This window comes from Ascidiaceihabitans donghaensis, from assembly GCF_900302465.1.
Lineage (GTDB): Bacteria > Pseudomonadota > Alphaproteobacteria > Rhodobacterales > Rhodobacteraceae > Ascidiaceihabitans > Ascidiaceihabitans donghaensis.
The window spans coordinates 2,716,411-2,741,597 of record NZ_OMOR01000001.1; the positions used below are offsets into that span (position 1 = coordinate 2,716,411).

At 55.7% G+C, this 25,187-nt stretch carries 27 protein-coding genes and 1 tRNA gene; 11 read left to right on the top strand and 17 right to left on the bottom strand.

Annotated elements, in window-relative coordinates; all coding sequences use genetic code 11:
- Positions 1-101 precede the first annotated feature (101 nt).
- Together hpaR and ASD8599_RS13545 are read left to right on the top strand one after the other, a co-directional pair.
- Positions 102-536, top strand: coding sequence for a homoprotocatechuate degradation operon regulator HpaR (hpaR, locus tag ASD8599_RS13540; protein WP_108829024.1), 435 nt, complete (start codon positions 102-104; stop codon positions 534-536).
- Between the two features lie 391 nt (positions 537-927).
- Positions 928-1,140: a hypothetical protein gene (locus ASD8599_RS13545; protein WP_108829025.1), complete on the top strand. Its 213-nt coding sequence runs from the start codon at positions 928-930 to the stop codon at positions 1,138-1,140.
- Positions 1,141-1,242: 102 nt separating this feature from the next.
- Here the strand turns inward: ASD8599_RS13545 and ychF are convergent, their stop codons facing one another.
- Entirely contained in the window at positions 1,243-2,340 is a 1,098-nt protein-coding gene (gene ychF, locus ASD8599_RS13550) for a redox-regulated ATPase YchF (RefSeq protein ID WP_108829026.1), read from the bottom strand.
- A 137-nt stretch (positions 2,341-2,477) separates the two neighbouring features.
- Here ychF and trpA point away from each other — a divergent pair, with 137 nt between their 5' ends.
- Positions 2,478-3,269, top strand: coding sequence for a tryptophan synthase subunit alpha (trpA, locus tag ASD8599_RS13555; RefSeq protein WP_108829027.1), 792 nt, complete (start codon positions 2,478-2,480; stop codon positions 3,267-3,269).
- A 64-nt stretch (positions 3,270-3,333) separates the two neighbouring features.
- Here the strand turns inward: trpA and ASD8599_RS13560 are convergent, their stop codons facing one another.
- Together ASD8599_RS13560 and ASD8599_RS13565 are read right to left on the bottom strand one after the other, a co-directional pair.
- A complete protein-coding gene (locus ASD8599_RS13560; protein WP_108829028.1) occupies positions 3,334-3,798 on the bottom strand; it encodes a MarR family winged helix-turn-helix transcriptional regulator in 465 nt (154 codons plus the stop codon).
- On the bottom strand, positions 3,791-4,897 hold the full coding sequence (locus ASD8599_RS13565) for an Acg family FMN-binding oxidoreductase (RefSeq protein ID WP_108829029.1): 1,107 nt from the start codon (positions 4,895-4,897) through the stop codon (positions 3,791-3,793). Before ASD8599_RS13565 ends, ASD8599_RS13560 begins: the two co-directional genes overlap by 8 nt.
- A gap of 142 nt (positions 4,898-5,039) precedes the next feature.
- On the opposite strand from ASD8599_RS13565, the gene ASD8599_RS13570 reads away from it, so the two are divergent.
- Together ASD8599_RS13570 and ASD8599_RS13575 are read left to right on the top strand one after the other, a co-directional pair.
- On the top strand, positions 5,040-6,206 hold the full coding sequence (locus ASD8599_RS13570) for an alpha-hydroxy acid oxidase (RefSeq protein ID WP_108830187.1): 1,167 nt from the start codon (positions 5,040-5,042) through the stop codon (positions 6,204-6,206).
- 23 nt (positions 6,207-6,229) lie between these two features.
- Complete coding sequence (locus tag ASD8599_RS13575) at positions 6,230-6,847, top strand: hypothetical protein (protein WP_108829030.1); 618 nt, start codon at positions 6,230-6,232, stop codon at positions 6,845-6,847.
- Here the strand turns inward: ASD8599_RS13575 and ASD8599_RS13580 are convergent.
- A complete protein-coding gene (locus ASD8599_RS13580; protein ID WP_108829031.1) occupies positions 6,834-8,006 on the bottom strand; it encodes an MFS transporter in 1,173 nt (390 codons plus the stop codon). The two genes, ASD8599_RS13575 and ASD8599_RS13580, sit on opposite strands and share 14 nt — an antisense overlap.
- Before the next feature lie 161 nt (positions 8,007-8,167).
- On the opposite strand from ASD8599_RS13580, the gene ASD8599_RS13585 reads away from it, so the two are divergent.
- From ASD8599_RS13585 to ASD8599_RS13600, 4 genes are all read left to right on the top strand, one after another.
- Entirely contained in the window at positions 8,168-8,806 is a 639-nt protein-coding gene (locus ASD8599_RS13585) for a 50S ribosomal protein L25/general stress protein Ctc (protein ID WP_108829032.1), read from the top strand.
- 131 nt (positions 8,807-8,937) lie between these two features.
- Positions 8,938-9,651, top strand: coding sequence for an aminoacyl-tRNA hydrolase (gene pth / locus ASD8599_RS13590; protein ID WP_108829033.1), 714 nt, complete (start codon positions 8,938-8,940; stop codon positions 9,649-9,651).
- A complete protein-coding gene (locus ASD8599_RS13595; RefSeq protein WP_108829034.1) occupies positions 9,648-10,820 on the top strand; it encodes a serine hydrolase domain-containing protein in 1,173 nt (390 codons plus the stop codon). The genes pth and ASD8599_RS13595 overlap by 4 nt, the downstream gene beginning before the upstream one ends.
- Positions 10,810-11,181, top strand: coding sequence for a DUF2237 family protein (locus ASD8599_RS13600; protein ID WP_108829035.1), 372 nt, complete (start codon positions 10,810-10,812; stop codon positions 11,179-11,181). The genes ASD8599_RS13595 and ASD8599_RS13600 overlap by 11 nt, the downstream gene beginning before the upstream one ends.
- 564 nt (positions 11,182-11,745) lie before the next feature.
- Here ASD8599_RS13600 and ASD8599_RS13610 read toward each other — a convergent pair.
- The 12 genes from ASD8599_RS13610 to rpoH all read right to left on the bottom strand — a co-directional run bounded on the left by ASD8599_RS13610 (position 11,746) and on the right by rpoH (position 22,807).
- A complete protein-coding gene (locus ASD8599_RS13610; RefSeq protein WP_108829037.1) occupies positions 11,746-12,891 on the bottom strand; it encodes a slipin family protein in 1,146 nt (381 codons plus the stop codon).
- Between the two features lie 408 nt (positions 12,892-13,299).
- Positions 13,300-13,374, bottom strand: a tRNA-Arg gene (locus tag ASD8599_RS13615).
- 278 nt (positions 13,375-13,652) lie between these two features.
- Complete coding sequence (gene trpB / locus ASD8599_RS13620; protein ID WP_108829038.1) at positions 13,653-14,885, bottom strand: tryptophan synthase subunit beta; 1,233 nt, start codon at positions 14,883-14,885, stop codon at positions 13,653-13,655.
- A 97-nt stretch (positions 14,886-14,982) separates the two neighbouring features.
- Complete coding sequence (locus ASD8599_RS13625; RefSeq protein WP_108829039.1) at positions 14,983-15,312, bottom strand: hypothetical protein; 330 nt, start codon at positions 15,310-15,312, stop codon at positions 14,983-14,985.
- On the bottom strand, positions 15,309-15,959 hold the full coding sequence (locus ASD8599_RS13630) for a phosphoribosylanthranilate isomerase (RefSeq protein WP_108829040.1): 651 nt from the start codon (positions 15,957-15,959) through the stop codon (positions 15,309-15,311). The genes ASD8599_RS13625 and ASD8599_RS13630 overlap by 4 nt, the downstream gene beginning before the upstream one ends.
- A gap of 7 nt (positions 15,960-15,966) precedes the next feature.
- Positions 15,967-16,317, bottom strand: coding sequence for a LapA family protein (locus ASD8599_RS13635; protein WP_108829041.1), 351 nt, complete (start codon positions 16,315-16,317; stop codon positions 15,967-15,969).
- Positions 16,317-16,601: an integration host factor subunit beta gene (gene ihfB, locus ASD8599_RS13640; RefSeq protein WP_108829042.1), complete on the bottom strand. Its 285-nt coding sequence runs from the start codon at positions 16,599-16,601 to the stop codon at positions 16,317-16,319. The genes ASD8599_RS13635 and ihfB overlap by 1 nt, the downstream gene beginning before the upstream one ends.
- Before the next feature lie 351 nt (positions 16,602-16,952).
- Positions 16,953-18,629, bottom strand: coding sequence for a 30S ribosomal protein S1 (rpsA, locus tag ASD8599_RS13645; RefSeq protein WP_108829043.1), 1,677 nt, complete (start codon positions 18,627-18,629; stop codon positions 16,953-16,955).
- Between the two features lie 427 nt (positions 18,630-19,056).
- Entirely contained in the window at positions 19,057-19,596 is a 540-nt protein-coding gene (locus tag ASD8599_RS13650) for a polysaccharide deacetylase family protein (RefSeq protein WP_181364488.1), read from the bottom strand.
- A 114-nt stretch (positions 19,597-19,710) separates the two neighbouring features.
- Positions 19,711-20,325: a (d)CMP kinase gene (locus ASD8599_RS13655; protein ID WP_108829044.1), complete on the bottom strand. Its 615-nt coding sequence runs from the start codon at positions 20,323-20,325 to the stop codon at positions 19,711-19,713.
- Complete coding sequence (gene aroA / locus ASD8599_RS13660) at positions 20,322-21,668, bottom strand: 3-phosphoshikimate 1-carboxyvinyltransferase (RefSeq protein ID WP_108829045.1); 1,347 nt, start codon at positions 21,666-21,668, stop codon at positions 20,322-20,324. Before aroA ends, ASD8599_RS13655 begins: the two co-directional genes overlap by 4 nt.
- A gap of 242 nt (positions 21,669-21,910) precedes the next feature.
- On the bottom strand, positions 21,911-22,807 hold the full coding sequence (gene rpoH / locus ASD8599_RS13665; protein WP_108829046.1) for an RNA polymerase sigma factor RpoH: 897 nt from the start codon (positions 22,805-22,807) through the stop codon (positions 21,911-21,913).
- A gap of 245 nt (positions 22,808-23,052) precedes the next feature.
- Between rpoH and ASD8599_RS13670 the strand changes: the two genes are divergently transcribed.
- Positions 23,053-23,865: a M90 family metallopeptidase gene (locus tag ASD8599_RS13670; RefSeq protein WP_108829047.1), complete on the top strand. Its 813-nt coding sequence runs from the start codon at positions 23,053-23,055 to the stop codon at positions 23,863-23,865.
- Here the strand turns inward: ASD8599_RS13670 and ASD8599_RS13675 are convergent.
- Entirely contained in the window at positions 23,862-24,884 is a 1,023-nt protein-coding gene (locus ASD8599_RS13675) for an RluA family pseudouridine synthase (protein ID WP_108829048.1), read from the bottom strand. The genes ASD8599_RS13670 and ASD8599_RS13675 overlap by 4 nt on opposite strands.
- On the opposite strand from ASD8599_RS13675, the gene ASD8599_RS13680 reads away from it, so the two are divergent.
- Entirely contained in the window at positions 24,883-25,182 is a 300-nt protein-coding gene (locus ASD8599_RS13680) for a DUF6476 family protein (RefSeq protein ID WP_108829049.1), read from the top strand. The genes ASD8599_RS13675 and ASD8599_RS13680 overlap by 2 nt on opposite strands.
- The last annotated feature ends 5 nt before the right edge of the window (positions 25,183-25,187 follow it).

Consider the following 25,187-nt stretch of genomic DNA (forward strand, 5'->3'; position numbering starts at 1 on the left):
CATTTTCTGTTTGGCGACACAGCAGCGCAAGCATCCTATGGTTGGGTTTTGGGTCTGCGCAAAACTTGTCAACTTATCCGCGGCCCCCTAAGAGTTCGTATATGAGTTTCCCAAATCGCCCAACCCAACGATCTTTGCCAATTTCCCTTTTGCGTGCACGTGAAACGGTGATGGGGCCGGTACGCGATATGCTGCAAAGCTCTGGCATTTCTGAACAAAAATGGCGCGTTTTGCGGGTGGTAGAAGAATCTGGCCCATTGGAACAAACCGCCATTGCCAAAGCCGCCAGCCTGTTGCTGCCCAGTCTGACACGGCTGAACAAGTCCATGGTGGACGACGGGCTTTTGCACCGCACCGAAGATCCAAACGACAAACGCAAAGCGATCATCACAATAACCGACAAAGGCCGTGCGCTGATCCAATCCCATACGGCGGAAAGCGACGCGATTTTCTCTAACATCACAGAGCAGTTCGGCGCCGAGCGTTTGGACGACTTGTTGGACCTTTTAGAAGACTTGCAACGGCTGAAACTGTAAACATTTGCTTGGCTTTTGGCGGAAATGATGTTTCACGACTTCACGGTTTACGTGTCTCGGCATCCTGTTTCCATGTCGTTGCGAACAAGATCGGGACATCTGGCGAAGTCTTGTTGCACGCGAAACGATCACGCGTCTGTGACACGTCATGAACAGCTTGTGCATTCACTCCCCGAACACTCGTTAAGCACATACATTAAAACACTAAAATCCTCACACCCCCGTGTTTTGACGCGATCAAAACAACCGCATCGTCGAGCCGTGCGAAAGTTACATCACAGACACATCCCAGTGATCAGACGTGTTTTGTAAACCCGGTCAAACCACCCCACTTTGAATGACAGAAGACAACGAAACGGCGCTGTGCCGCATCCTTGGAAAGGACAAACAGATGAAACTGATTATCTCTACCGCTGCCGCCGCTTTGATCGCCACGACGGCCATTGCCGGTCAATCAGACCGCTACCACGACAACAAACTTGATACGTCGGCGCACGCGCAGTCGGCCAACAGCGTGACCCCGGTGGTCAGTACCCGAAACAAAGAAAAGATGGATAGGGTCGCTGACAATACATACGTCAGCAAGAATAACGACAGTCGCTGATGTTTGGCGTCAGACCACTCCGGTTCCCCTCACTGGCGTGATCTGACAGTACCAGCGCTTGGAACGGTCTCCTTTCCCCTAGAGGAGACCGTTTTTTTGGCATCAGGTGTTGAACAAAAAGTGCAGCACGTCACCGTCTTTGACAGTATACGCTTTGCCTTCTGCGCGCATTTTTCCCGCCTCTTTGGCGGGTTGTTCCCCGCCCAAAGTCACAAAATCATCGTATGCGATGGTTTCGGCGCGGATAAAGCCCTTTTCAAAATCACCGTGAATGACACCCGCAGCCTTTGGCGCGGAAGTGCCTGATGGAATGGTCCAAGCGCGTGCTTCTTTGGGGCCCACGGTGAAATAGGTTTCGAGGTGCAGCAATTCGTAACCTGCACGGATCAAGCGATCTAAGCCTGCTTCCTCAAGACCCATTTCCTCTAGGAACATCACGGCTTCGTCCGGTTCAAGCTGGCTGATTTCTTCTTCGATCTGGGCCGAGATAACGACATGGCTGTTGCCCTGCGCCGCGGCCATATCGGCCACAGCCTGCGCATGGGCATTGCCCTCAGCCGCTTCAGCTTCGCCCACGTTGCACACGTACAAGACAGGTTTGGACGTCAAAAGTTGCAACATCGTCCATTGTTTCTTGTCATCTTCGTCGATGTCGACGACGCGGGCCGGTTTACCGTCTTCCAATGCCGCAAGCGCCATCTTCATCAGACGTTCCTGCTCTACTGCCTCTTTGTCACCACCGCGCACCTTGCGCACCAGGTTTTGCAAACGCTTTTCGATGCTTTCGATATCGGCCAACATCAATTCGGTCTCAATCGTTTCGGCGTCAGCCACTGGATCAACGCGGCCTTCAACATGGGTCACATCACCGTCTTCAAAGCAGCGCAACACATGGGCAATCGCGTCAACTTCGCGGATGTTGGCCAGAAACTGGTTGCCAAGCCCTTCGCCTTTGGACGCGCCTTTGACCAAGCCTGCGATGTCCACAAAGGTCATGCGCGTCGGAATGATGGATTTTGAGCTGGCAATCGCTGCCAATTTGTCCAACCGCGCGTCAGGCACAGCCACCTCACCCACATTCGGCTCGATCGTGCAGAACGGAAAATTCGCAGCCTGCGCCGCAGCCGTTTTGGTCAGCGCGTTAAACAGCGTGGACTTGCCGACATTTGGCAATCCGACGATACCCATTTTAAAACCCATGGCGCGTTCTCCTGATAACAGTTTGGCGCCTGATACGCTTATTCCCAAAACATGAAAAGGCCCAAGATGAACAGGTGTCTTGCGTTTCTTGCGCCGAGTTGGCAAAGCGGTGCGACAGATATGAAGGGATACGCGCCATGACACGGATCGATGCAAAATTCGCAGAGCTGAAAGCCGCCAACAAAAAGGCGTTCGTGTCTTACGTGATGGCGGGCGACCCGGACTTTGAAACGTCCCTCGACGTTGTCAAAGGGCTGCCAGCAGCTGGCGTGGACATCATCGAACTGGGCCTGCCCTTCACAGACCCGATGGCAGACGGCCCGACCATTCAATTGGCGGGGCAACGCGCTTTGGAAGGCGGCATGACGCTGAACAAGACATTGGAACTGGCGCGACGGTTTCGGGAAGACGACGACACCACCCCGATCGTGCTGATGGGCTACTACAATCCGATCTATTCGCGCGGCGTTGACCGTTTTCTGGAAGATGCAAAGGCGGCTGGCATCGACGGGTTGATCGTGGTGGATCTGCCACCGGAAGAAGACAGCGAACTGTGTATTCCTGCGCAAAAAGCCGGTTTGAACTTTATCCGGCTGGCCACCCCCACAACCGACGAAAAACGCTTGCCGCGCGTTTTGCAAAACACATCCGGATTTGTCTATTACGTGTCGATCAACGGCATCACCGGTTCCGCCGAGGCCGAAGCCACAAACGTGGGTCCCGAAGTCACCCGCATCAAAAGCTCAACGGATTTGCCTGTGATCGTAGGGTTCGGAATCAACACGCCGGAAAAGGCCGAAAACATCGCTTCTGTTGCGGATGGTGCGGTCGTGGGCTCCGCTATCGTGTCAAAACTGGCGTCTGGCGCATCGGTATCAGAGGTTCTGGATTTCGTGAAATCCTTGTCAGATGGCGCCCATCGCGCCTGAAGCCCATCCCCACGCCCAACCCAAGAAAGCTTGAGAACATCAAGGTCGTTCCGTAAGGTGGACTTCAGTCCACCCCGTGAGGCTTGTTGCGGCGCTCGTCCAAAAAGATACGCAGTTCTGTCAGAACGGGTTTGATGGCTGCCAATCGGTTCAAGTCAAAGGCTTTGATCAAGTCCATAGAATCGCCCACCAGATCCGTGATCGTTTGCGCACGCAGATCTTTTCCAGCCTGCGTGAGCCAAACCTGCTTGGACCGCCCATCGTCAGGATTGGCACGGATTTCAACCAGATCGCGGGCCAAAAGCCCTTTCAATGTGTGCGTCATCGAGGTTTTTGGAACCTGAAACGCCCGCGCCATCGTCAATGGTGTCTGCCCGTCTTTGACACGGGTCAGATGGTTCAAAACCGTAAAGTGAGGCGCGATTAACCCGTCCGGCAAACGCGCCTCCAATGACGCCCGCGTCAATTGTTCAATGATCCCGATTTCGTTGAAAATCTCGAATATCAGGGTCGGTTCGTGATCAGGCATGCTTCAATTTGTGCTCCAACGCCCATCGCGGCGTGCGCGGGATTGTTGGACCGTAGCCCAAGCGGCCCAGCATTTGAACCGTTTCTCCGGGACCAGCAAAAATCTCGTGGGCCGCCGCATAGTGATCGTGCATTTCTGGATACTCCTGCAAACACTGACTGACAGGGTGCAACGCCAAACCTGCTTGCGTTGTTGCAAGGTTCAAACGCAGCCACCGCGCCCCGGCGTCAAGTTGGTCGGCCCGTGTGTTTGTTTTACTGGTCAAAACCGCATAGGCGGGTGTCGCCTCTAACATGGTTTTGTACATGCGCACCCCTTCCTCAAATGAATAGGTGCCCGGCGTTGCAAGGTCTTCACGCGACAACATCCCCAAGGCCATCGCACTTTCCAGAAAGCCGCCCCCAATATCCAATCCATCCGGTGACGCATTGATCTCGGACTTGCCCATCCGCATCAAATCAATACTTTCTTGCAACGTGCGCGGCGTTTCATACTCAACTTGCCACGCGTCAAATGTCAGCTTGCGCAAAGTTTCAACGACAGCAGGGTCTGTATAAATGTCTGCAAATGCGGCCAGTTTTTCGGCCAAGTTTTCTGGCACAGGCTTGTCTTCAAACGGCTCTTTACACGATCTGCGGTTCATTATTCCGGCCACCAAAGGATCAGCATTGCCTCCGCTTGCGAATGTCAGGGCTGCAACAGGGCCGTTCGCGCCATCGGGAAACGGCTGCATGTCAACGCTGTACCCCATAGCCGACGCCGCAATGCGCGTCTGCTCCAACACGCATCCCATTCCGATCATGATTTGACGGTCTAAGGGGTCGGTTTCAGGGAGGCGCTTGGATGTGTCGTGATGCAACAGCAGCCCGTCGTCCCCCACCAGTTCAATCACCCATGGCTGTAGGTTGTGCGGGTTGGGTGCCAGCAAACCAAAGGACACAGCATTCAGGCGCGGGTCATCATACCCCCCCGCCAAATCCCACGGCGCAAGTGCCGCATGCGGGGTACGCGTCCCCCAAAAGGTTGCGACAGCGGCGGTTGCGGCCAGAACGGCGCCGCCCCCGATCAGGGCGATGGCTTTGCGGCGGGATACAGGCATGAAAATCTCCATTTGGTGCGATATCGAACTACATAGTCAATCCGCGCCCTTGAAACAAGTACGATATCGCACTTTATTTCAATCTTGCCAGCAATGTCCTGAATTGGTAACAAAACCTGACCAATATGCGGAGTTCGCAACCATGCCTGTCATCACCAACATCGCCGACTTGAAACGCCTGCACGCGTCACGTGTGCCACGCATGTTTTATGATTACGCTGAATCAGGCAGCTGGACCGAACAGACCTTTCGCGAAAATACATCCGACTTCGACCAAATCCGCCTACGTCAGCGCGTCGCCGTGGATATGACGGGTCGGTCCACCGCCACACAAATGATAGGTCAGGACGTGGCCATGCCAGTCGCCTTGGCCCCCGTTGGCCTTACAGGCATGCAACACGCAGATGGCGAAATCAAAGCAGCCCGCGCCGCTGAGGCGTTTGGCGTGCCGTATACCCTGTCCACAATGTCCATAAACTCGATCGAGGATGTGGCCGAAGCTACAACAAAGCCTTTCTGGTTCCAACTTTACACCATGAAAGACACCGATTACGTCAGCCGTCTGATCCAGCGGGCCAAAGACGCAAAATGTTCGGCTTTGGTCATCACACTGGACCTGCAAATTCTGGGGCAACGTCACAAAGACCTGAAAAACGGCCTGTCTGCTCCGCCCAAGCTAACTGTGAAAACCTTGGCAAATCTGGCGACCAAATGGTCATGGGGCATTGAAATGCTACGTGCCCAGCGGCGCGAATTTGGCAATATCGTAGGCCACGTCGACGGCATCAGCGACGCCTCAAGCCTTGGCGCATGGACTGCCGAACAATTCGATCCAAGCCTGGATTGGGACAAGATCGCCAAGTTAAAAGAAGAATGGGGCGGCAAGGTCATTCTGAAAGGTATTCTGGACGCCGAAGACGCCAAAATGGCCCTTAAAGTCGGCGCTGACGCCATCATCGTGTCCAACCACGGCGGGCGTCAACTGGATGGTGCCTTGTCTTCCATTCGCGCATTGCCGTCCATTCTGGAAGCTGTTGGTGATCAGGTCGAAGTGCATCTGGACAGCGGTATTCGCAGCGGGCAGGACGTGTTGAAAGCCGTCGCTATGGGGGCCAAGGGCACCTATATCGGACGCGCCTACATCTACGGGTTGGGCGCAATGGGCCAGCCGGGCGTCACCGAAGCGCTGAATGTTATCCACAAGGAACTCGACACCACCATGGCGCTGTGTGGCGAAGTGAATGTTGCCGATTTGGGACGCCAAAACCTACTTGTGCCGCAAGATTTCGAAGGACGCTGGCAAGACTGAAGTCTCTGGACTACCTTGGCTTTATGTTGGTGTTTTCTGATCAAAATCTCGCGTTTCTCGCTGTGCCAAAAACCGGAACCACAGCCATTGAGATGGCTCTGAAGCCGCGCGCAGATGTTATTTTCAGCAAACATCGCAAACACATGCCAGCCGCAAAGTATCGCAACAAGATCCTGCCCTTTCTGGACGGGACACTTGGGGTCCGGCCTGCGGCCTTTGCGGTGATGCGCGACCCCATCGAACAAATCCGCAGTTGGTTTCGGTATCGCAGTGCGCCCCGATTGAATGGCAGCGCCAAAAGCACAAACGGGTGCAGTTTTGACGATTTCGTGCTGGAAGTGATCAAAAAAGATCACGCGCCGTTTGCGGGGATCGGAAGCCAGTTTTCGTTTTTATGCTCGGGCGCTGGCACTCCGCTGGTTGATCATATCTTTGCCTATGAAACGCAGCCAAAACTCATTGCGTTTCTGGAGGACGCGTTCAACGCGCCCATGAACTTGCAACAACGCAATGTATCACCGCCTGTCAAAGCCCCCCTATCTCCCGAGGTAGAGGGAAAATTGCGCATTGCACGGGCCCAAGAATTCGCCCTGTATGACAGTATCGTTGCAGCAGACGGACATTTGATCACGCCCCAATAGGTGCTTTCGAAACCTCTTGTGCCAACCGGCCGTACAATGGCACCAAGACCACCCCCACCAGTGCCAAAAGCACCGCAACCACAACAAACGCTGTCCGCAATCCAAACCCTTCCGCGACAAATCCCATCAGCGGCGGCCCAAGAAAGAACGCGCCATACCCGATAGCAGAGGCGCGGCTTATGGCAGTCAAACGCACGTCACCACGCACACTACGCCCCAGCAGGCCAAGTGCCAAAGGCGCCACCACGGACACCCCCAACCCCCCAAGACCAAAGCCCAGATAGGCCACTGCCAGATTGGGCGCGATCCCTGCCAAAAACATCCCGAACGCAGATATCAAAAGCGCTATGATCATCGCGTGAATGTCCCGACCTGTATAGTTGATAAAGTGCCATCCCAAGCGACCGATCCCCATGGTCAGCCCCAATATTGCAGGCCCCATAGCCCCTTGCGCCGCCCCACCTTGCAGCGTGCGTTCAATATGCAGCGCGGACCATCCTTCGCTGGACGCTTCTGCCAGAAAGGCAACCAGCACGACAGCGCCGGCCGTCAAGACAAACCCCAACGGGACACGCGCAGGCAGCGCATCTATACCCGTCTCAAGCCGGTGCCTTTTGGGAATACGCATCAAAAGGCACAGACAAACAATGCCCATGCCAAAAACGATGAAGATCGACAACGTGGCCCATCCCGCCTCGCGCATCCAACCGGTGGCAAGGGCCGCCCCTGCGTAGGAAAAGGAAAAAAGCCCATGGTTCAGGTTCATCAAAGCCACCCCGGTGTCGGCTTCGACTTCGGCGATTTCAGCGTTGGCCAGAACATCAACGATTCCCGCCCCTGCGGCCATCACCCCCAACGCGAGACCGAAAAAAACGATCTGTGACGACATGCCGACAAAGATGAACCCCGTTCCAACCAAAAAGCTGCCCACCATCAAACTGTAAGCCCCCGCCCACTTATGGGCCAATGGTGCCAACCACATGGCCAGCAAAGCACCGACAGATGCCAACAACATCACCAGTCCATAAACACTATCTGATGCTTCGATTTCAGACTTTAAAACAGGGGCTTGCGCAGAAAACGACGCCCATGCCAGGCCAATCACCAAAAAGCTGGCCAAAGGGGCGCGAGTGCGCGATATGTCCTGGAGAATACTCATCAAGGTATCTGGTGACAGCCTTTGTTTGCAGGGACAAGACAAAGACGCCGTCGCTTTGGTTTTTTGCCTCTTCCCCTGCTCGATAATCCGGTCTATACGCGCGACTTCACGCGGGACGACAGCCTTGGAGGCGTCCTGCCCTAAAAATATTGGAGAATACTATGGCTGGAGAGATTCCTGATCTCGAAGCTTTGGAACGGACGGGGACAGGCAAGGGCGCCGCTCGTCAGGCACGCCGCGATGGCATGGTTCCGGGCATTGTTTTTGGTGGTGACGTAGATCCTTTGCCGATCAACATCCCCTTCAACAAGCTGTTCAAAATGTTGAAAGCGGGCCGCTTTAAGTCGACCTTGTTCAACATGAAGGTAGAGGGCCACGACGACGTGCGTGTGATCTGCCGCGACGTGCAGCGCCACGTTGTTAAAGACTTGCCAACGCACGTTGATTTCATGCGCTTGAAGCGCACCACAAAAATCAACCTGTTCATCAACGTTGAAGCATCCGGCGAAGATGTATCGCCCGGCATCAAGAAGGGCGGCGTACTGACGCTGGTCCGTTCCGAAGTCGAACTGGTTGTAACAGCTGCTGACATCCCTGAATTCATCACAGTTGACGTGTCCGAACTGGACATCGGCGACAACGCGACAATTTCGAACGTGAAGCTGCCTGCAGGCTGCAAACCAACGATTGACCGTGACTTTGTGATCGCTCAGGTATCTGCGCCATCCGGTCTGCGTTCTTCCGAAAGCGAAGATGACGCCGCGGAAGAAGCTGGTGAAGAAGCCGCAGCAGAAGAATAAGCCAATCCTGCAAGGGTTTGCTGTGAACGGGGTGCCTATCGGGTGCCCCGTTTTTTTGTGTGCCGCGGCCTCTTGGCTGGAGCATTCACAAGCGGCTGTGTAATGTCGCACCAACCAAGTGGGGAAGAAACATGAAACTGATCGTGGGTTTGGGCAATCCAGGGGCCAAATATGCGGGACACCGCCATAATATCGGCTTCATGGCCTTGGATATGATCGCTGCCGATCACGGCTTTGGCCCGTGGAAAGGCAAACACAACGGGGCCGTGTCCGAAGGCCGCTTCGGGTCGGACCGTGCCGCTTTGCTAAAGCCCGAAACCTTCATGAACAATTCCGGTCAATCCGTGCAGGCCGCCATGCGGTTTTACAAGCTGACTCCAGAAGATGTCATTGTTTTGCATGATGAAATTGATCTGGCCCCCGGTAAAGTCAAATACAAGATGGGCGGCGGGCACGCAGGCCACAACGGATTGCGATCCATCCACCAACACATCGGCCCCGACTACGGGCGCGTGCGCTTGGGCGTGGGCCATCCCGGCCACAAAGACCGCGTGCCGGGGTATGTGTTGCATGATTTTTCACGCGCTGATCAGGATTGGTTGGACGATGTGCTGCGGGGCTGTGCCGATGGTGCGCCGCATCTGGCCGCAGGTGACAGCGCGAAGTTCATGAATGCTGTCGGGATGCGTGTGTCGCCACAACGGCCAAGCTCCGGCACCAAAGCCCCCAACAAAACTTCGGCCAAAACCGCGGCTAAACCTGCGGGCGAAGCTCCAAAACCCGTCCCCGAGGCCACCCCCGACACGCGAAACGCGATGCAAAAGCTGATGGACAAGTTCAAATGATATCCATGCTGGTCGTCTTGGCTACCTTGATTGGCACCATAGGCATTGGCCTGATCTGGAAGGGCGCAGAGCTAAAGCGGCTCATGGCGGTGAACACCCTGTTTCGCGAAGACCGCATCGTGCAGAATTTCTCCAATATGCGCGGTGCCTTCCTGAACCGTGATCTTGATATTGGCACTGGTGTGGTGTCCCCCCTGCCCGAGAGCACGCCCCTTGAAATGCCAGCCGTTTTTGCGCCTTGGGCCGCCGTGCGCCACGTCACATCGACGCTGGTGTTAAAGAACGGTGCGATCGTACATCAAAGCTATCACCACGGCACCACCGAAAGCGATCTGCGCATCAGCTGGTCGATGGCGAAAAGTTATCTGTCTGTTTTATTTGGTGTTTTGGTGGATGAGGGCGCGATCCCGTCATTGGACACAAAGGTCGTAGACCTTGTGCCAGTCCTGAAAGGCGGGGCCTATGAACGGGCGCGGATCATCGACGTTTTGCGCATGTCGTCGGGGATCACCTTCAATGAGGACTATTTGGACAAGGCCTCGGACATCAACCGAATGGGGCGCGTGTTGGCCTTGGGCAAGCGCATGGATGATTTCGCAGCGGGCCTTACAGATACATTCGCCGAACCCGGTGATGTGATGCAATACACGTCCATCGACACGCATGTTCTGGGCATGGTGGCGCGGGCCGCCACCGGACGCGACATCGTGGATCTTATGAGCGAAAAAGTCATCGCCAGACTGGGTCTGGAAACCACGCCCTATTACCTGACCGATGGCGCAGGCACCGCCTTTGTCTTGGGTGGCTTGAACATGACCACACGCGACTACGCGCGGTTTGGGCAAATGATCTTGCAACACGGCACATGGCACGGGCAACGCATCGTGTCCGCCGACTGGGTGCGTGCATCCGTTATCCCGTCCGCCAACACGGGCCTCGGCGAATTCAAATACGGCTATCAATGGTGGATACCCGAGGACGCGATTGCCGGAAAAGAGGTGATGGCCCGTGGCATTTACGGGCAATACATCTACATCAGCTATGAACAAAGCGTGGTTGTGGTGATCACCTCGGCCGATCGGGGGTTTCGCGATGATGGCGTCATAGAAAGCGCCGTCGACACCTGCCGCGCCATCGCAAAAGCAACAGGAGATGCGAATGGAACCTGAAGACAGCATAAACGTGCTTGGCACTGCTTTGGATCTGTGCGGCACCGACCCCGTGACAGGGTTCTTTCGCGACGGTTATTGCAACACATGCGCCGCAGATCAGGGCAGCCACACGGTGGCGGCCGTGATGACGGCAGAGTTTTTAGCGTTTTCCAAATACGTGGGCAATGACCTCAGCACCCCACGGCCAGAGTATGGGTTTGTCGGGTTGAAACCAGGGGATGCGTGGTGCCTGTGCGCGGGGCGGTTCTTGCAAGCCCATGACGAGGGCTGTGCGCCGCAGGTGAAGCTGGAGGCGACACACAAGCGGGCGTTAGAGATTGTGCCGTTGGAGGTGTTGCGGGGGTATGGGGTGACTTAGGACACATGACGACGTTCATTGGGTTGAAAGTCTGGAACAAACCAATGGCCGGTTTGAGCCCATATTGACGAATGCCGCAAGGTGCGCGTAATTTGGTTTCTTGTTCATCTCTTACATCGTAGGTAAACTGACGGGATGCAAATTTGGTCTATAGAAAAGACGTTGCGAAAGGACGACGGTACACGTTCAGTCGACATACGCGTCAGTCCTGACGGCAAGCTTTTCCGTTACTATGAGAATGTATGGATCACCGTCGGCGACGACGAATTACTGCACTATCCTGACGGTGGGTATTGGTCTTGCCCGGAAATGTCCGGGTATTACGAAAGCCTCAAAGATTGTGAGCTTGGGGCTCGTAGCGATGTCGGTTGGCTTGTAGGCAGTCCCTAAAGCGAAGTTGCCTTGTTGATGCAAACAGAACTTCGATGCGGACGTTGGCGCAGTCGTAGCAAATGTCTCAAAAGTCCGTAGAGCGGTCATTCGATCAATTTCTGCATTGGCAGCGACGGCACATTGTTCAGACAGGAAAAACCGACCCGAGGTTCCCCCGGATCGGTCCATATCTTAATCGCGCAATCGGACCACGTCGGACATCAGCCCTTCGGTCCCGTTGTGCACGGTCAAACGCTCGACTTTGCCGGCGATGACCTCCAACGCTTCCAGCTCTTTCAGCCGCAGCATGACGGGGTTTTCCGCCATCACTTTGGCTGTGTTCAGCAATGACCGCGTCGCGTTGGTTTCTTCGCGACGCCGGATCACGTTGGCTTCGGCCTCTTTTTGCGCGGCAACGACCTGGTTCAGGATCTCGCGCATCTCGCCGGGCAGAATCACGTCTTTCAACGCGATCTCGCCCACTTCGACACCCAGACCCGCCATTTCGGCACGGACCAGTTCAGCCGCCTCAGCATTCACAGACACTTTGTCCGCCAAAAGCTGATCCAGCGTCACCGCCCCCAGCGTCTTGCGGAAGGCCAGTTGCAACGCCAAATGCAGCGTTTCGCCAAAGTCCTTGACCGCCCCCACAGCGACCAGCGCATCGGTGATGCGGTAGGTTGCTGTGACGTTCACACGCAGGGTCACGCGGTCACGGGTCAGGATGTCCTGCCCCACGACCTCACGCGATTGCCAACGCATATCGACCAATTTGGCGTCATGTTTACGCCCGAGGTTCCAGAAGGTGTACGTCCCAGCATCAAGCAGTTTGGGGTCGGCCCCGTCCACTGTTAAAACCGCAACTTTCCCCGCAGGCACCTCCACCCGCGTCAGCGCTGCGCTCAGCCCAGACCGCATCAAACGTTGCGCCAAGGACATCTCAAGTCGCGTGTCCTCAGCAACGTTCAAAAGCGTCGACGTCCAAGGACCAGCCTCGGTCCAGAACAAGCGCCGTTGGTCAGGTGTGACCACCGCAAACGCCCGCCCATCACGGTAGACAATCGCCACCTCATCGCGCCCGGTCGCCACTTCGGTGAAGTGGGTTGCGACCAGATCAGGCCGGTTGCGCATCAACGCCAACGCGTAGTCAGACACAAATTCAGGATGCTCCAGATCATGCCACTGCGTGCTCAACCCACGCCGTTTCACAGCGTGACGGCCAGCCGTCAGAATGTCAGCAAGTTTACCATCCCGCAGCACGATCACGCGCTCTGTTTCGGTTGCTGTGAGGCGGGTACGCCCCAGGACCATATCGGTCACAAGATCTATCAATTGCATGTCATGCACTCCTTTTTTGTTTCGATCTTTATCGTCGTCGCAAAATGCGAACTCCTTTTGGTTTCAGTGGGTTGCCGCATGTGCAGTCAGGTGTTGCCCTTTTTGAAAAGGGAATTGGTGTGGTCGGAAACTGCCCCTTGCCATGACGTTGAACGGGGAGACCCAAGAGAGGGCAGGCAAGGCCAAAGGCGGGGCGGTGCGGATCGAAATCCAAACCACCCGAACCACGGGCGATGCGTGCCATCCAGTGTCGTCCCGGCCCAAAGCCAGAGCGTGGACACGGGTGGTTTCAGCCCCTCGAAGGGTGCAGAATTCCAAGCCGTTCCCACGCAGGAACAGCCCCCGACCGATGTTATGCTTGCGTGGAAGGCAAGTGGGGAATCGAACCCCTGCGTCTCCGCAGTACCATGGTGAAAAGGCAGGAATCGAACCTGCGACATGAAGGTTAGGAACCTACTGCTCTACCGCCTGAGCTACATTTCCAATGTACCAATGAGGTGCAGCAGCCTTGGTATACGTTGACGACAGAGCCGCCCCGCACCGGGTGGGTGATCACCCCATCCCGCTAAGGTCTGATGCATTGCATCGGTGGGCGGTGTTTAGGCGGGAACAACGATTCTGCTCAACAGGGAAAATTCCTGCGCGCAACAATATGTGGCAAGTGCGCAACATAATTACCCACCGGCGCAATAAATGAAAAAGGAGCCGCAGTTGCGACCCCTCTTTTGCCCTGTTTCTCGGGCCTTTTCTTTAGGAAAGTTTCAAACGAACTCACCCATGTCGAAATCAAGTGCGCGCGCCACGGTAAAGATGTCTTTGTCACCGCGTCCGCACATGTTCATGCAGATGATGTGATCGGCGGGTAAATCGCCTGCAATCTTCATCACATGGGCCAAGGCGTGGCTGGGTTCCAACGCTGGAATGATCCCTTCGAGGGTGCAGCACAGCTGAAACGCCTCAAGTGCCTCGACGTCTGTGATCGACACATATTGCGCGCGCCCAATGTCGTGCAGCCAAGCGTGTTCAGGGCCGATACCCGGATAATCAAGGCCCGCGGAGATTGAGAAGCCTTCGAGGATCTGACCATCGTCGTCTTGCAACAAATACGTGCGGTTACCATGCAGAACGCCGGGACGTCCCCCTGTCAAAGACGCGCAGTGTTCCATCTTTTCGTTGACGCCTTTGCCGCCAGCCTCAACACCGATGATGCCGACGTCTTTCTCATCCAGAAACGGGAAAAACAGGCCCATCGCGTTGGACCCGCCACCGATCGCCGCGATCAACGTGTCGGGAAAACGGCCTTCTGCGGCAACCATCTGGTCGCGAACTTCCTTGCCGATGATGCTTTGGAAATCGCGCACCATCGCCGGATATGGGTGCGGGCCAGCAACGGTGCCGATACAGTAGAAGGTGTCGTCGACGTTTGTGACCCAGTCACGCAACGCGTCGTTCATGGCGTCCTTCAGCGTGCCACGACCTGAGGTGACAGGCACCACTTCAGCACCCAAAAGGCGCATACGGAAGACGTTGGGCGCTTGGCGTTCAACATCATGTGCGCCCATGTAAACCACACATTTCAGCCCGAATTTTGCGCAAACCGTCGCCGTGGCGACACCGTGTTGCCCTGCCCCGGTTTCCGCAATGATACGCGTTTTTCCCATACGGCGTGCCAGAATGATCTGACCTAATACGTTGTTGATTTTATGAGCACCAGTGTGGTTCAGCTCGTCGCGTTTCATGTAGATTTTTGCGCCACCGAGGTGATCGGTCAAACGCTCGGCGAAATACAACGGCGACGGACGACCCACGTAGTTGGTCCAAAGATCGTTCATCTCGGCCCAGAAACTTTCGTCGGTCTTGGCCTTTTCGTATTCTTCTTCAAGGCTCAGGATCAAAGGCATCAGTGTCTCGGATACAAAACGTCCGCCAAAATCACCAAAGCGCCCGTTTTCGTCCGGGCCGGTCATGAAAGAATTGAAAAGGTCATTTGCCATGGCGAAAGCTCCCTATCGCATTGAAATGAATGGGTAGCGTGAACGGCAATCGGGGTAAAGCGATTGGGTGCAAAATTCGTTACAAAGGCCGTCAGAATTAACGACAAACCACCTTTGAGAATACGCCAATGCAGCTTTGTGCATGATCGCGCCCAAAACGGATATCGATCTTTGAATAAAACCAGCGATCGTCCATTTGCACATCCATCAAAGACCGTATGACCCCCGCACAGGCAGAGCGCCCCAGCTGGCATGCGCCAGCAATCAGTTGCAAAACCGGTTCTTGTTGTGTGCCTGGATCAAACGCATCGATTTCTGCCAAAAGACGCGCTTCAATCTGCGCTTCGACTTCGTTCTGCGACGGGTTCGTTAACAAAGCCGCCAATCCCAGAACAATCACAACCACAACGCTTAGCTTAAACTTCATGGGATCTGCGCCTGTTTCACAAAATCATGGATGGCATCCGCATCCTTCACACCCGGAGCACTTTCAACGCCAGAAGCAACATCAACTTGCCGCGCACCCGTGCGCAAAACTGCCTGCCGCACATTGTCGGGCGTTAATCCGCCCGCCAGCATCCATGGCTTGCGCCAGTACTTGCGTGCCGCCAGCAGCCCCCAGTCAAATGCCAAACCGTTTCCACCGGGCAAAATCGCATCCTTGGGTGCTTTCGCGTCAACTAGAATCTGGTCCGCGACCGCTTCATAACTGTCAATGCGATTCACGTCGGCGGCATTGGCAACACCCACCACCTTTATAATGGGAAGACCAAACCGCGCCCGAATTTCCGCAACGCGTTCAGGGGTTTCAGACCCGTGAAGCTGCAAAAAATCCAGCGGAACCTTATCTGTCAAATCTTGCAACATCGCGTCATCCGCGTTGACGACAAGCCCCACTTTCGCCACTCCGACCGGGGTATCGACGGATAAATCGCGTGCCATCTCAAAAGACACAAAGCGCGGTGATTTCGGAAAGAAATTGAAGCCAAGGTACCGTGCGCCAGCCGCGGCCACGGCGTCCACGTCGGCAGGCCGCGTCACGCCGCAGATTTTTACCGCAATTTGATTAGACATCTGTGTGTCAGCCAGCTTTATCAAGCAAAGCCAGTACGTCGTCTTTGCCTTCGTGCTTTTCGCCCTTCAGGCGATCAACTTCACGTTCAAGACGGCGCACCTGACGCGCTGACTTGGCAGCTTCAGACCGTACAGTAAACTCGCGCAGCCATTCCCAGATAAAACCCACCAAAAGGCCCACAAGAATACCGCCAAAAATGACAACAAACAAAGGCATTTCTATGGATGGGTTGACGGCAAACAGGCCGGCGACCTCATTTGGCAGCACTTTCAAAGTGACCGCCGCGCGATTGGCCAAAGCCACCGCGATCAGAGCAAGCGCAAACAGTGCAATGCAGGCGTAGCGAATGTAACGCATCATGCTTTTCCGTTCAGGCGGTCCCGCAACAGCTTACCGGTCTTGAAAAACGGGACATGTTTTTCTTCAACATTCACTGTTTCACCGGTGCGTGGGTTGCGTCCCACACGGGCATCGCGCTGTTTGACGGAAAATGCACCGAAGCCGCGCAATTCAACACGATCCCCACGCGCCATGGCGGCGGTCACCTCGTCAAAAATGGTGTTCACAATACGCTCCACGTCGCGCTGATACAGATGTGGGTTTTCGTCCGCGATTTTCTGGATCAATTCAGACCGGATCATATTGGTGTTCCCCCCGGAGCAGTGATGTTTTATGTGTAATCCATTCGACTATAAGCAGATTTTCCGAAATCGGGAATAGAGTGAAAGCAGGTCCAGCGTGTTTTTGCCGGATAATTTTTGGGTTTCGCGGCACCTTGCGTTCATTTTCAGCAATTTTTGAGAAGAAGCGGTAGCTTCGCCACCATACCACCTGTTTGATTCGGGCAATCAGAGACAGTCACTCTTTGATGTGTCTCTGTTCCCAACTGCACAGAAACCCAGATGGGCGTGCGCCCCGTGGGGGCCGCGCGTTGTGCACAAAAAAGGCCCCGCACGTTTCCGTGCGAGGCCCAAGATTAAAAAGCGAAAAGCTTACTCGTCGCCGGTTTTCAGCGCCGCACCCAGGATGTCGCCCAAGGACGCACCGGAGTCGGAGGAACCATACTGTTCCACAGCTTCTTTCTCTTCCGCGATTTCGCGTGCTTTGATCGACACACCCAAACGACGGGATTTTGCATCCACGTTTGTGATGCGCACGTCGACCTTGTCACCAACCGAGAAACGCTCAGGGCGCTGTTCGGCACGGTCACGGGACAGATCAGAACGACGGATGAAGGATTTCATGCCTTCGTATTCGCACTCGATGCCGCCCTCTTCGATCGCAGTCACAGTCACAGTCACGATGGAACCGCGTTTTACGCCGCCCACTGCTTCTGCAAACTTGTCGCCGCCGACACCTTTGATGGAAAGGCTGATGCGCTCTTTCTCAACGTCGACTTCGGACACAACCGCGCCGACCATGTCGCCTTTGCGGTAGTTCTGGATCGCATCTTCGCCGCGCTCGTCCCATGACAGGTCGGACAAGTGCACCATGCCGTCGATGTCTCCGGGAAGACCAACAAACAGACCGAATTCGGTGATGTTTTTGACTTCGCCTTCGACTTCTGTGCCCTCAGGGTGTGTTTCTGCAAACACTTCCCATGGGTTGCGCATAGTCTGCTTGAGGCCAAGGGAAACGCGACGCTTGGCGCCATCGATTTCCAGAACCATGACTTCGACTTCTTGCGACGTAGACACGATTTTGCCCGGATGGACGTTCTTTTTGGTCCAGGACATTTCAGAGACGTGGACAAGACCTTCAACGCCCGCTTCCAGCTCAACAAAGGCACCGTAATCGGTGATGTTGGTCACGCGGCCTGTGTGTGTGGATTCCAATGGGTATTTCGCGGCAACCAGATCCCATGGATCTTCCTGCAACTGCTTCATGCCCAAGGAGATGCGGTGTGTCTCTTTGTTGATCTTGATGACCTGAACAGCGATTGTTTCGCCGATTGTCAGGATCTCGGAAGGGTGGTTCACACGGCGCCATGCCATGTCCGTGACGTGCAACAAGCCGTCAACGCCGCCCAGATCAACAAACGCACCGTATTCGGTGATGTTCTTGACCACACCGTCAACATTCTGACCTTCGGCCAAGTTGCCGATGACCTCAGCGCGCTGTTCAGCGCGTGATTCTTCAAGGATGGCACGACGGGACACAACGATGTTGCCACGACGACGGTCCATTTTCAGGATTTGGAATGGCTGCTTCAGACCCATCAATGGGCCGGCGTCACGCACAGGGCGCACATCCACTTGGGAACCGGGCAAGAACGCAACCGCGCCGCCAAGGTCCACAGTGAAACCACCTTTGACACGACCAAAGATCGCACCTTCAACGCGGGCTTCGCCAGCGTAAGCTGTTTCCAGACGGTCCCATGCCTCTTCACGGCGCGCCATCTCACGAGAGATAACCGCTTCGCCGCGGGCGTTTTCGACCTGACGCAAGAAGACTTCAACTTCATCGCCAACTTCGATTTTGGGGGCTTCGCCGGGATCGGCAAATTCTTTCAACTCAACGCGGCCTTCCATCTTGTAGCCGACGTCGATAATGGCTTGGCCCGCTTCAATCGCGATAACCTTGCCTTTGACAACAGAACCCTCATCGGGTGTGTCCATTTCGAAGCTTTCTTCTAAGAGCGCTTCAAACTCATCCATCATATTTGCCATGTGGCGTGTTTTTCCTAATCTACGTTTTGTTTTTCGGGCCGTGCGGTTGTCTCCGCCGGTCTTTGGATTGCGAATTGGTCAATGAACGAATTTTGGACGAAAAACAAAGAGGGCCGGAAGACTCCGACCCCTGTATGCTGCAACGTCCGCGGTGTGTTCACCTTACTGACGCTCGCGCGTATAAGGGATGAAACCACCTAAAGCAAGGGGGCCATGCGCTCAACTTCATCTGCCAAACCCTTGCCCCAAAGCAAATGGGGCGTCGGCGCTTCATCGAATTAAAACCCGTCCAGAGCCTACAAAGCGATACCGGAGGACAAGGGAACAGCCCCCGCTTTTCATCTTGGAAAATATACCTCGGGGGAGTCCGCAGGACGGGGGCAGCGCCCCCTAAATCAAAAACTTGCGCAGCTCATTTGAATATCACTCACAACGCTTCACCACGCTTGCGCAACTCATCAAACAGCTCTTGATAAATTCCGTTGCTGTCTCCACCGCCAAAGGTCAAAGCGCCCCCCGAATACGACTGCCCGTATGTTCGGGCGACGTTGACAGTTTGAATAAGCGCAGAAATCAACTGGTCCTTTTCCAAGGACGACAATGGATGAATGAAGGTGCCCCATAAACGACCGCGCGCCACCGCATATCGCGCATCCAATGCGGAATCAAAATTCGCCTGCATCAAACGCATTAATTCTTCCGGCTCCAAACCCTCGGCCGACCGGATAGGCACCATGGCACGCATGCGGTTGGCGGTGGGATCAGCGATTACAATGACCGGAATATCTTCGATCACCAGATCAATCCCGTTGCCAATGAAATTTGCGTCAGGGTCCAGCGCCAGAATAATCTGACCCAAACGGTCCATCGTCATGGCAGGTTCCGTGGCCGTAGGTGCGGGTGTTTCCTGTGCTGCCGCCCAACTTGTTCCCAAGACCATCACACAGACTGACAAAAATCCACGCATCGCTTATCCCTTCGGTTGTGTAAGACCAGACTAGGCTGTGCGGCTTATCTTAGCGATGCAAACTTTAGTGAAAGATATGTCAGACGGGCGATGCGGCTGTCTGTGGCGACGTGATCAACCGCGCACATCGTCAACGGCTGCAATCGCTTTTGCGACGGCTGCAGCGATCGAAAGATCCGAAGTATCGACCAGAATTGCGTCGTCTGCAGCCACCATCGGCGCATGTGTGCGGTCGGCATCACGGGCATCACGGGCACGCACATCCGCCAACACAGTTTCGAAGCTGTCCACGCCACCTTTGGTCTTTAGCTCTTCGTAGCGGCGCGCGGCGCGGATCTCTGCGCGGGCAGTGACAAATAACTTCACTTCCGCCTGAGGGCAAATGACCGTGCCGATATCACGACCGTCCAGAACAGCGCCCCCTGCCCGTCGTGCAAAACTGCGTTGAAAATCAACCAAAGCGGCCCGCACCTGAGGGATTGTCGCCACTTTGCTGGCGGCTTGCGCGACAGCTGCGGTACGCAACGTGTCACCGCCCAAATCTTCAGCACACAAAGCAGCAGCCGCTTCTTCAGCGCGTGCGCCCTCCAGAACACGTGCCCCTACAGCGCGGTAAAGAAGGCCGGTATCAAGATGCGCAAACCCGAAATGGCCAGCCACCGCTTTTGAGATTGTGCCTTTGCCTGCGGCTGCAGGACCATCAATGGCCACTGTAAAAGGTTGGCTCATGTGCGCGACACGTCCGCGCCCAAGCCCCCCATAAGGCCTTCGAAAATCGGGAAAGACGTCGCAATCGGACCACCGTCGTCCACACTCACCGGTGCATTGGCGGCCATCCCGAGGATCAAAAAGGACATGGCGATACGGTGGTCAAGGTGGCTGGCAGATGTGGCACCGCCCGGCACATTACCATGCCCCAACCCTGTCACAGTCCACCAGTCGGGGCCATCTTCAACCGCGATTCCATTGGCTCGCAGGCCCACGGCCATTGCATCGATGCGGTCGCTTTCCTTGACGCGCAATTCTTTAACGCCAGCCATATGGGTTTTGCCCTTTGCAAAACTCGCCACCACCGACAGGATGGGGTATTCGTCAATCATACTGGCCGCACGCGCAGGCGGGACATCAATCCCTTTCATGTCGGGCGAAAAACGGGCGCGTAAATCTGCGACGGGCTCGCCGCCCTCAAGGCGTTCGTTTTCATAGGTCAGGTCAGCGCCCATGTCGCGCAGCGTGGTGAACAATCCGGCGCGCGTCGGGTTCAGGCCAATCCCTGGCACCAACACATCAGAACCTGGCGTGATGATGGCCGCGCACACAGGGAAAGCCGCACTGGACGGATCACGCGGCACGTCGATTTTCTGCGCTTGCAGCTCTGGTTGCCCTTTCAAGGTGATCACGCGGCCTGCGTCTGTCACTTCGGTGCTGATCTCAGCACCAAAACCCGCCAACATCCGTTCCGTGTGATCGCGTGTGGCTTCTTGTTCGATGACAACTGTTTCGCCGGGCGCATTCAGACCCGCCAGCAGCACTGCAGATTTCACTTGGGCCGAAGGCACTGGCACGGTGTAGCGCACAGGGATCGGTTCCGCCGCCCCCACCAACGTCATGGGCAAACGACCGCCTTCGCGCCCGACAGACTGACATCCAAACAAGGCCAAAGGATCAGTGACCCGCGCCATAGGACGACCGTTCAGGCTGGCGTCGCCTGTGAATGTAACCGTAATCGGACAGGTGGCCATAGCCCCCATGATCAGGCGCACACCCGTGCCCGAGTTGCCACAATCAATCACGTTTTCAGGTTCTGCAAAGCCGCCGACCCCGACACCATGCACCGACCAGTTGCCACCGCCATGATTTGTCACGTCTGCCCCGAAGGCTTGCATCGCTTTGGCCGTGTCCAGCACGTCCTGCCCTTCCAAAAGGCCCGAAATGGTGGTTTCACCGACGCTCATTGCCCCAAGGATCAAAGAACGGTGCGAGATTGATTTGTCGCCGGGCACCTCTGCTGTGCCAGTCAACGGCCCACAAGGTTTGGAAATCATTGGAATTGGGGCGCCGTGGCTGGACATAGCAAGTCTCGTTTTTTGGGTCACTGTTAGCGCAACACGTAGCCTGTGTGGCGCGGCGGGTCTAGGGGCTGCGGTCCGGTACGTCATTGGACGGTTAAGCCCAAAAGCGCCTGCGACAAACGATAGGCCATTCGTGGGATGCAAAACCGTTCTTTCGGGATTGGTCCTCACTAAGCCCAGACATGAAAAAGCCCCGACCGGTTAGGATCGAGGCTTTTGCGGTTTTCGTTTGGGGCGAAGGCTTACGCGTTGACAGCCAAGCCTTTTTCTTTCGCCAAGCTGCGCATGCGTTCTTGCAGCTTTTCAAAAGCACGCACTTCAATCTGACGGATACGTTCGCGGCTGACGTCGTATTGACCGCTCAAATCCTCAAGCGTGACCGTCTCGTCGCTGAGACGGCGCTGTTGCAGGATGTCGCGTTCGCGGTCGTTCAGCACGTCCATTGCCTCGGCCAGCATTTCGCGGCGCACCGTTAGTTCGTCATTGGCCTCGTAATCGCCTGCTTGGTCGGCACTTTCGTCCTCCAACCAGTCTTGCCATTGCATCGTGCCTTCGCCCTCAGAGCCGACAGTCGCGTTCAGCGATGCATCCCCACCGCTGAGACGGCGGTTCATGCTGATCACTTCGGCTTCGGTCACGCCCAAATCTGTAGCGATGCGTTTCACGTTTTCGGGGCGCATGTCCCCGTCTTCCAGCGCACCGATCTTGGATTTGGCTTTGCGCAGGTTAAAGAACAACTTCTTCTGCGCGGACGTTGTGCCAAGCTTTACCAAGGACCAAGAACGCAGGATATATTCCTGAATGCTCGCGCGAATCCACCACATTGCATAGGTGCTCAGACGGAAGCCTTTTTCGGGATCAAAGCGTTTCACCGCTTGCATCAGACCCACGTTCGCTTCGGAAATCACCTCGGCTTGCGGCAAACCGTATCCACGGTAGCCCATGGCAATTTTCGCCGCCAATCGCAGGTGAGATGTCACCATTTTATGGGCTGCCGCTGTGTCTTCTTTTTCGACCCAAGCCTTGGCGGCCATGTATTCTTCTTCCGGTTCCAGCAGCGGAAACTTGCGGATTTCCTGCATATAGCGGTTCAGACCGCCTTCTGGTGTAGGTGCCGGTAGGTTTGCGTAATTCGCCATGTTCTGTCCCCTCCTTGTTTTTGGAGACCCATGTTTATGGGCTTAACATCGATATGGGTGGGCCATTGACCTGTTTCAAGTAGGCCGATGACATCTTGTACTGATATTACCCTTGCACCCCAAATGTACCAGAGCTGTGACACTGCGCTCACGCGCATGTGCTGTTCGTGACAAAACGCCGGGAACTGACCATAGAGGTCTTAACAGTTCGTTAAACCCACGTTCACAGACCCAAGAAAGCCACCATGACCCTGTTTTTAGTCCTTGCGATCTGCACCTTTGCCGCGATTTTCTTTTGGCGACGCCATACGGCGCAAAAACAGCGCGATTTATTACAAAGCCGGCTCAGCGACGCCCAGCGTGCGCTTATTTCACGGCATGTGCCGATGATCGGCAAGTTGCCGCCAGAAACGCGGACCAAACTTGACGGCAAAATCGCATTGTTTCTGGATCAGGTCGATTTTGGTGGCTGCAACGGGTTGGACGTCACGGATGAAATGCGCCTGTCCATCGCCGCGCAGGCCTGCCTTTTGGTGGTGAACACAGACCTTTGGTACGGCAATCTCACCACCATTCTTATCTACCCTAGTGCCTTTAAGTCCAAGAACATCACCCACGATGGACGCGTTGTACGTGAAGCAGAAACCGTGCGTTTGGGCGAAAGCTGGTCAGGTGGCCCAGTGATCCTGTCATGGGCCGACAGTGCGCAAGGCGCGTTGAACAATGAGGACGGGCACAACGTGGTTCTGCACGAGTTTGCCCATCAGATTGACGATATGACTGGCAAAACCAACGGCATTCCGGTGCTGCCCGACGGCCAAAGCCTTGCCGAATGGGGGCGCGTCATGGCTGCGGCGTTTGAGCGGCACTCAAGCGAAACCCAAGCGGGGCGCAAAACCGTGATCGACCCTTACGGCGCAACGGGCTACGAGGAATTCTTTGCCACATCGGTCGAGGTTTTCTTTGAAAAGCCCGAGCAGTTGAAGCGTGACGAGCCGCAGGTTTACGCGCAGCTTGCCGCGTTGTTTAACCTTGATCCCGCGACATGGGGCGCTTAGCCCAGCGCCGCCAGCAAATCTGCCATATCACCCGGCAAAGGCGCTTCAAAGCGCATGGCCTCGCCTGATACAGGATGCACAAAACCCAACACGGCCGCATGTAAGGCTTGGCGATCAAACGCCGCAAGTGCCACCAAACCTGCCTCGGAAATCGCGCCTTTGGGCAGTTTGCGTTTGCCGCCGTAGGTCGGATCGCCCACAAGCCCGTGGCCCGCATGGGTCATATGAACACGGATTTGGTGCGTCCGTCCGGTTTCAAGCCAGCATTCCATCAGCGCCAAAACACCGGGCGTTCCAAACTGTTGCACGGTACGGGCGCGAGTGACGGCATGGCGGCCACCTTGGAACAGGACCGCTTGGCGTTGACGGTCCGTTTTGTGACGCGCCAGCATCGTGGTGATTTTCAGGATGTTGCCGGATTCAAAATTTGCACCTTTGACCCCGCGCAACCGGGGATCATTGGCGTCGGGCACGCCAAACACCAACGCCTTGTAATAGCGTTCACACGAGTGGTCGGCAAATTGGGCTGCCAGCCCGTGGTGGGCCGCATCGGATTTGGCGACCACCAGCAAGCCCGATGTTTCCTTGTCGATACGGTGCACGATGCCCGGACGCTTCATGCCGCCAACGCCCGAAAGATCGTCGCCGCAATGATGCAGCAATGCATTCACCAATGTGCCCGACGGGGTGCCCGGCGCGGGATGAACGACCATGCCTGCGGGTTTGTTCACCACGATCAGGTCGGCGTCCTCATAGATCACCTCAAGCGGAATGTCTTCCGGCAGGATGTGACTTTCGGCCGCTTCCTCGACGGTGATCTGAACGTCTGCCCCTTCTGTTACGCGCGCCCGCGGGTCTGTGACCACCACGCCATTCACCGAAACAGCACCTTGCGCGATCAATTTGGACAAACGCGACCGCGACAAAGACGCGTCCACTGGTACATCCCGCGCAACCGCCTTATCAAGACGTGCCGGGGGCTCTTCGGCGATGCGAAACCGCACGGATGTTTCAGACATGGATGACAACCTTCCAGAAAACCTGCCAGAACCGGCCAACCTGCGCTTTCTACGCAGACTTGTAACCGTTCTGACCGCCACGATGCTTTTGGGCGTTGTAGTGGTGGTCGGCCTGCTTGTCACGCGACTGTCTGGATCAAAGCCGGACTTGCCTGCCAGCGTGACGCTGCCCATCGGGGCATCTGCCTTGGCCTTTACCCAAGGCGACGATTGGTACGCGGTTGTCACCGACCAAAACCAGATCTTGATCTTCGGGCGTTTGGACGGGCAGTTGCGTCAGACCATCAACGTCGACTAACCAAC

Coding starts and splice junctions, on each gene's coding strand:
- hpaR (WP_108829024.1), top strand. CDS start 102: ATGAGTTTCCCAAATCGCCCAACCCAACGATCTTTGCCAATTTCCCTT.
- ASD8599_RS13545 (WP_108829025.1), top strand. CDS start 928: ATGAAACTGATTATCTCTACCGCTGCCGCCGCTTTGATCGCCACGACG.
- ychF (WP_108829026.1), bottom strand. CDS start 2,340: ATGGGTTTTAAAATGGGTATCGTCGGATTGCCAAATGTCGGCAAGTCC.
- trpA (WP_108829027.1), top strand. CDS start 2,478: ATGACACGGATCGATGCAAAATTCGCAGAGCTGAAAGCCGCCAACAAA.
- ASD8599_RS13560 (WP_108829028.1), bottom strand. CDS start 3,798: ATGCCTGATCACGAACCGACCCTGATATTCGAGATTTTCAACGAAATC.
- ASD8599_RS13565 (WP_108829029.1), bottom strand. CDS start 4,897: ATGCCTGTATCCCGCCGCAAAGCCATCGCCCTGATCGGGGGCGGCGCC.
- ASD8599_RS13570 (WP_108830187.1), top strand. CDS start 5,040: ATGCCTGTCATCACCAACATCGCCGACTTGAAACGCCTGCACGCGTCA.
- ASD8599_RS13575 (WP_108829030.1), top strand. CDS start 6,230: ATGTTGGTGTTTTCTGATCAAAATCTCGCGTTTCTCGCTGTGCCAAAA.
- ASD8599_RS13580 (WP_108829031.1), bottom strand. CDS start 8,006: ATGAGTATTCTCCAGGACATATCGCGCACTCGCGCCCCTTTGGCCAGC.
- ASD8599_RS13585 (WP_108829032.1), top strand. CDS start 8,168: ATGGCTGGAGAGATTCCTGATCTCGAAGCTTTGGAACGGACGGGGACA.
- pth (WP_108829033.1), top strand. CDS start 8,938: ATGAAACTGATCGTGGGTTTGGGCAATCCAGGGGCCAAATATGCGGGA.
- ASD8599_RS13595 (WP_108829034.1), top strand. CDS start 9,648: ATGATATCCATGCTGGTCGTCTTGGCTACCTTGATTGGCACCATAGGC.
- ASD8599_RS13600 (WP_108829035.1), top strand. CDS start 10,810: ATGGAACCTGAAGACAGCATAAACGTGCTTGGCACTGCTTTGGATCTG.
- ASD8599_RS13610 (WP_108829037.1), bottom strand. CDS start 12,891: ATGCAATTGATAGATCTTGTGACCGATATGGTCCTGGGGCGTACCCGC.
- trpB (WP_108829038.1), bottom strand. CDS start 14,885: ATGGCAAATGACCTTTTCAATTCTTTCATGACCGGCCCGGACGAAAAC.
- ASD8599_RS13625 (WP_108829039.1), bottom strand. CDS start 15,312: ATGAAGTTTAAGCTAAGCGTTGTGGTTGTGATTGTTCTGGGATTGGCG.
- ASD8599_RS13630 (WP_108829040.1), bottom strand. CDS start 15,959: ATGTCTAATCAAATTGCGGTAAAAATCTGCGGCGTGACGCGGCCTGCC.
- ASD8599_RS13635 (WP_108829041.1), bottom strand. CDS start 16,317: ATGCGTTACATTCGCTACGCCTGCATTGCACTGTTTGCGCTTGCTCTG.
- ihfB (WP_108829042.1), bottom strand. CDS start 16,601: ATGATCCGGTCTGAATTGATCCAGAAAATCGCGGACGAAAACCCACAT.
- rpsA (WP_108829043.1), bottom strand. CDS start 18,629: ATGGCAAATATGATGGATGAGTTTGAAGCGCTCTTAGAAGAAAGCTTC.
- ASD8599_RS13650 (WP_181364488.1), bottom strand. CDS start 19,596: ATGCGTGGATTTTTGTCAGTCTGTGTGATGGTCTTGGGAACAAGTTGG.
- ASD8599_RS13655 (WP_108829044.1), bottom strand. CDS start 20,325: ATGAGCCAACCTTTTACAGTGGCCATTGATGGTCCTGCAGCCGCAGGC.
- aroA (WP_108829045.1), bottom strand. CDS start 21,668: ATGTCCAGCCACGGCGCCCCAATTCCAATGATTTCCAAACCTTGTGGG.
- rpoH (WP_108829046.1), bottom strand. CDS start 22,807: ATGGCGAATTACGCAAACCTACCGGCACCTACACCAGAAGGCGGTCTG.
- ASD8599_RS13670 (WP_108829047.1), top strand. CDS start 23,053: ATGACCCTGTTTTTAGTCCTTGCGATCTGCACCTTTGCCGCGATTTTC.
- ASD8599_RS13680 (WP_108829049.1), top strand. CDS start 24,883: ATGGATGACAACCTTCCAGAAAACCTGCCAGAACCGGCCAACCTGCGC.
- ASD8599_RS13675 (WP_108829048.1), bottom strand. CDS start 24,884: ATGTCTGAAACATCCGTGCGGTTTCGCATCGCCGAAGAGCCCCCGGCA.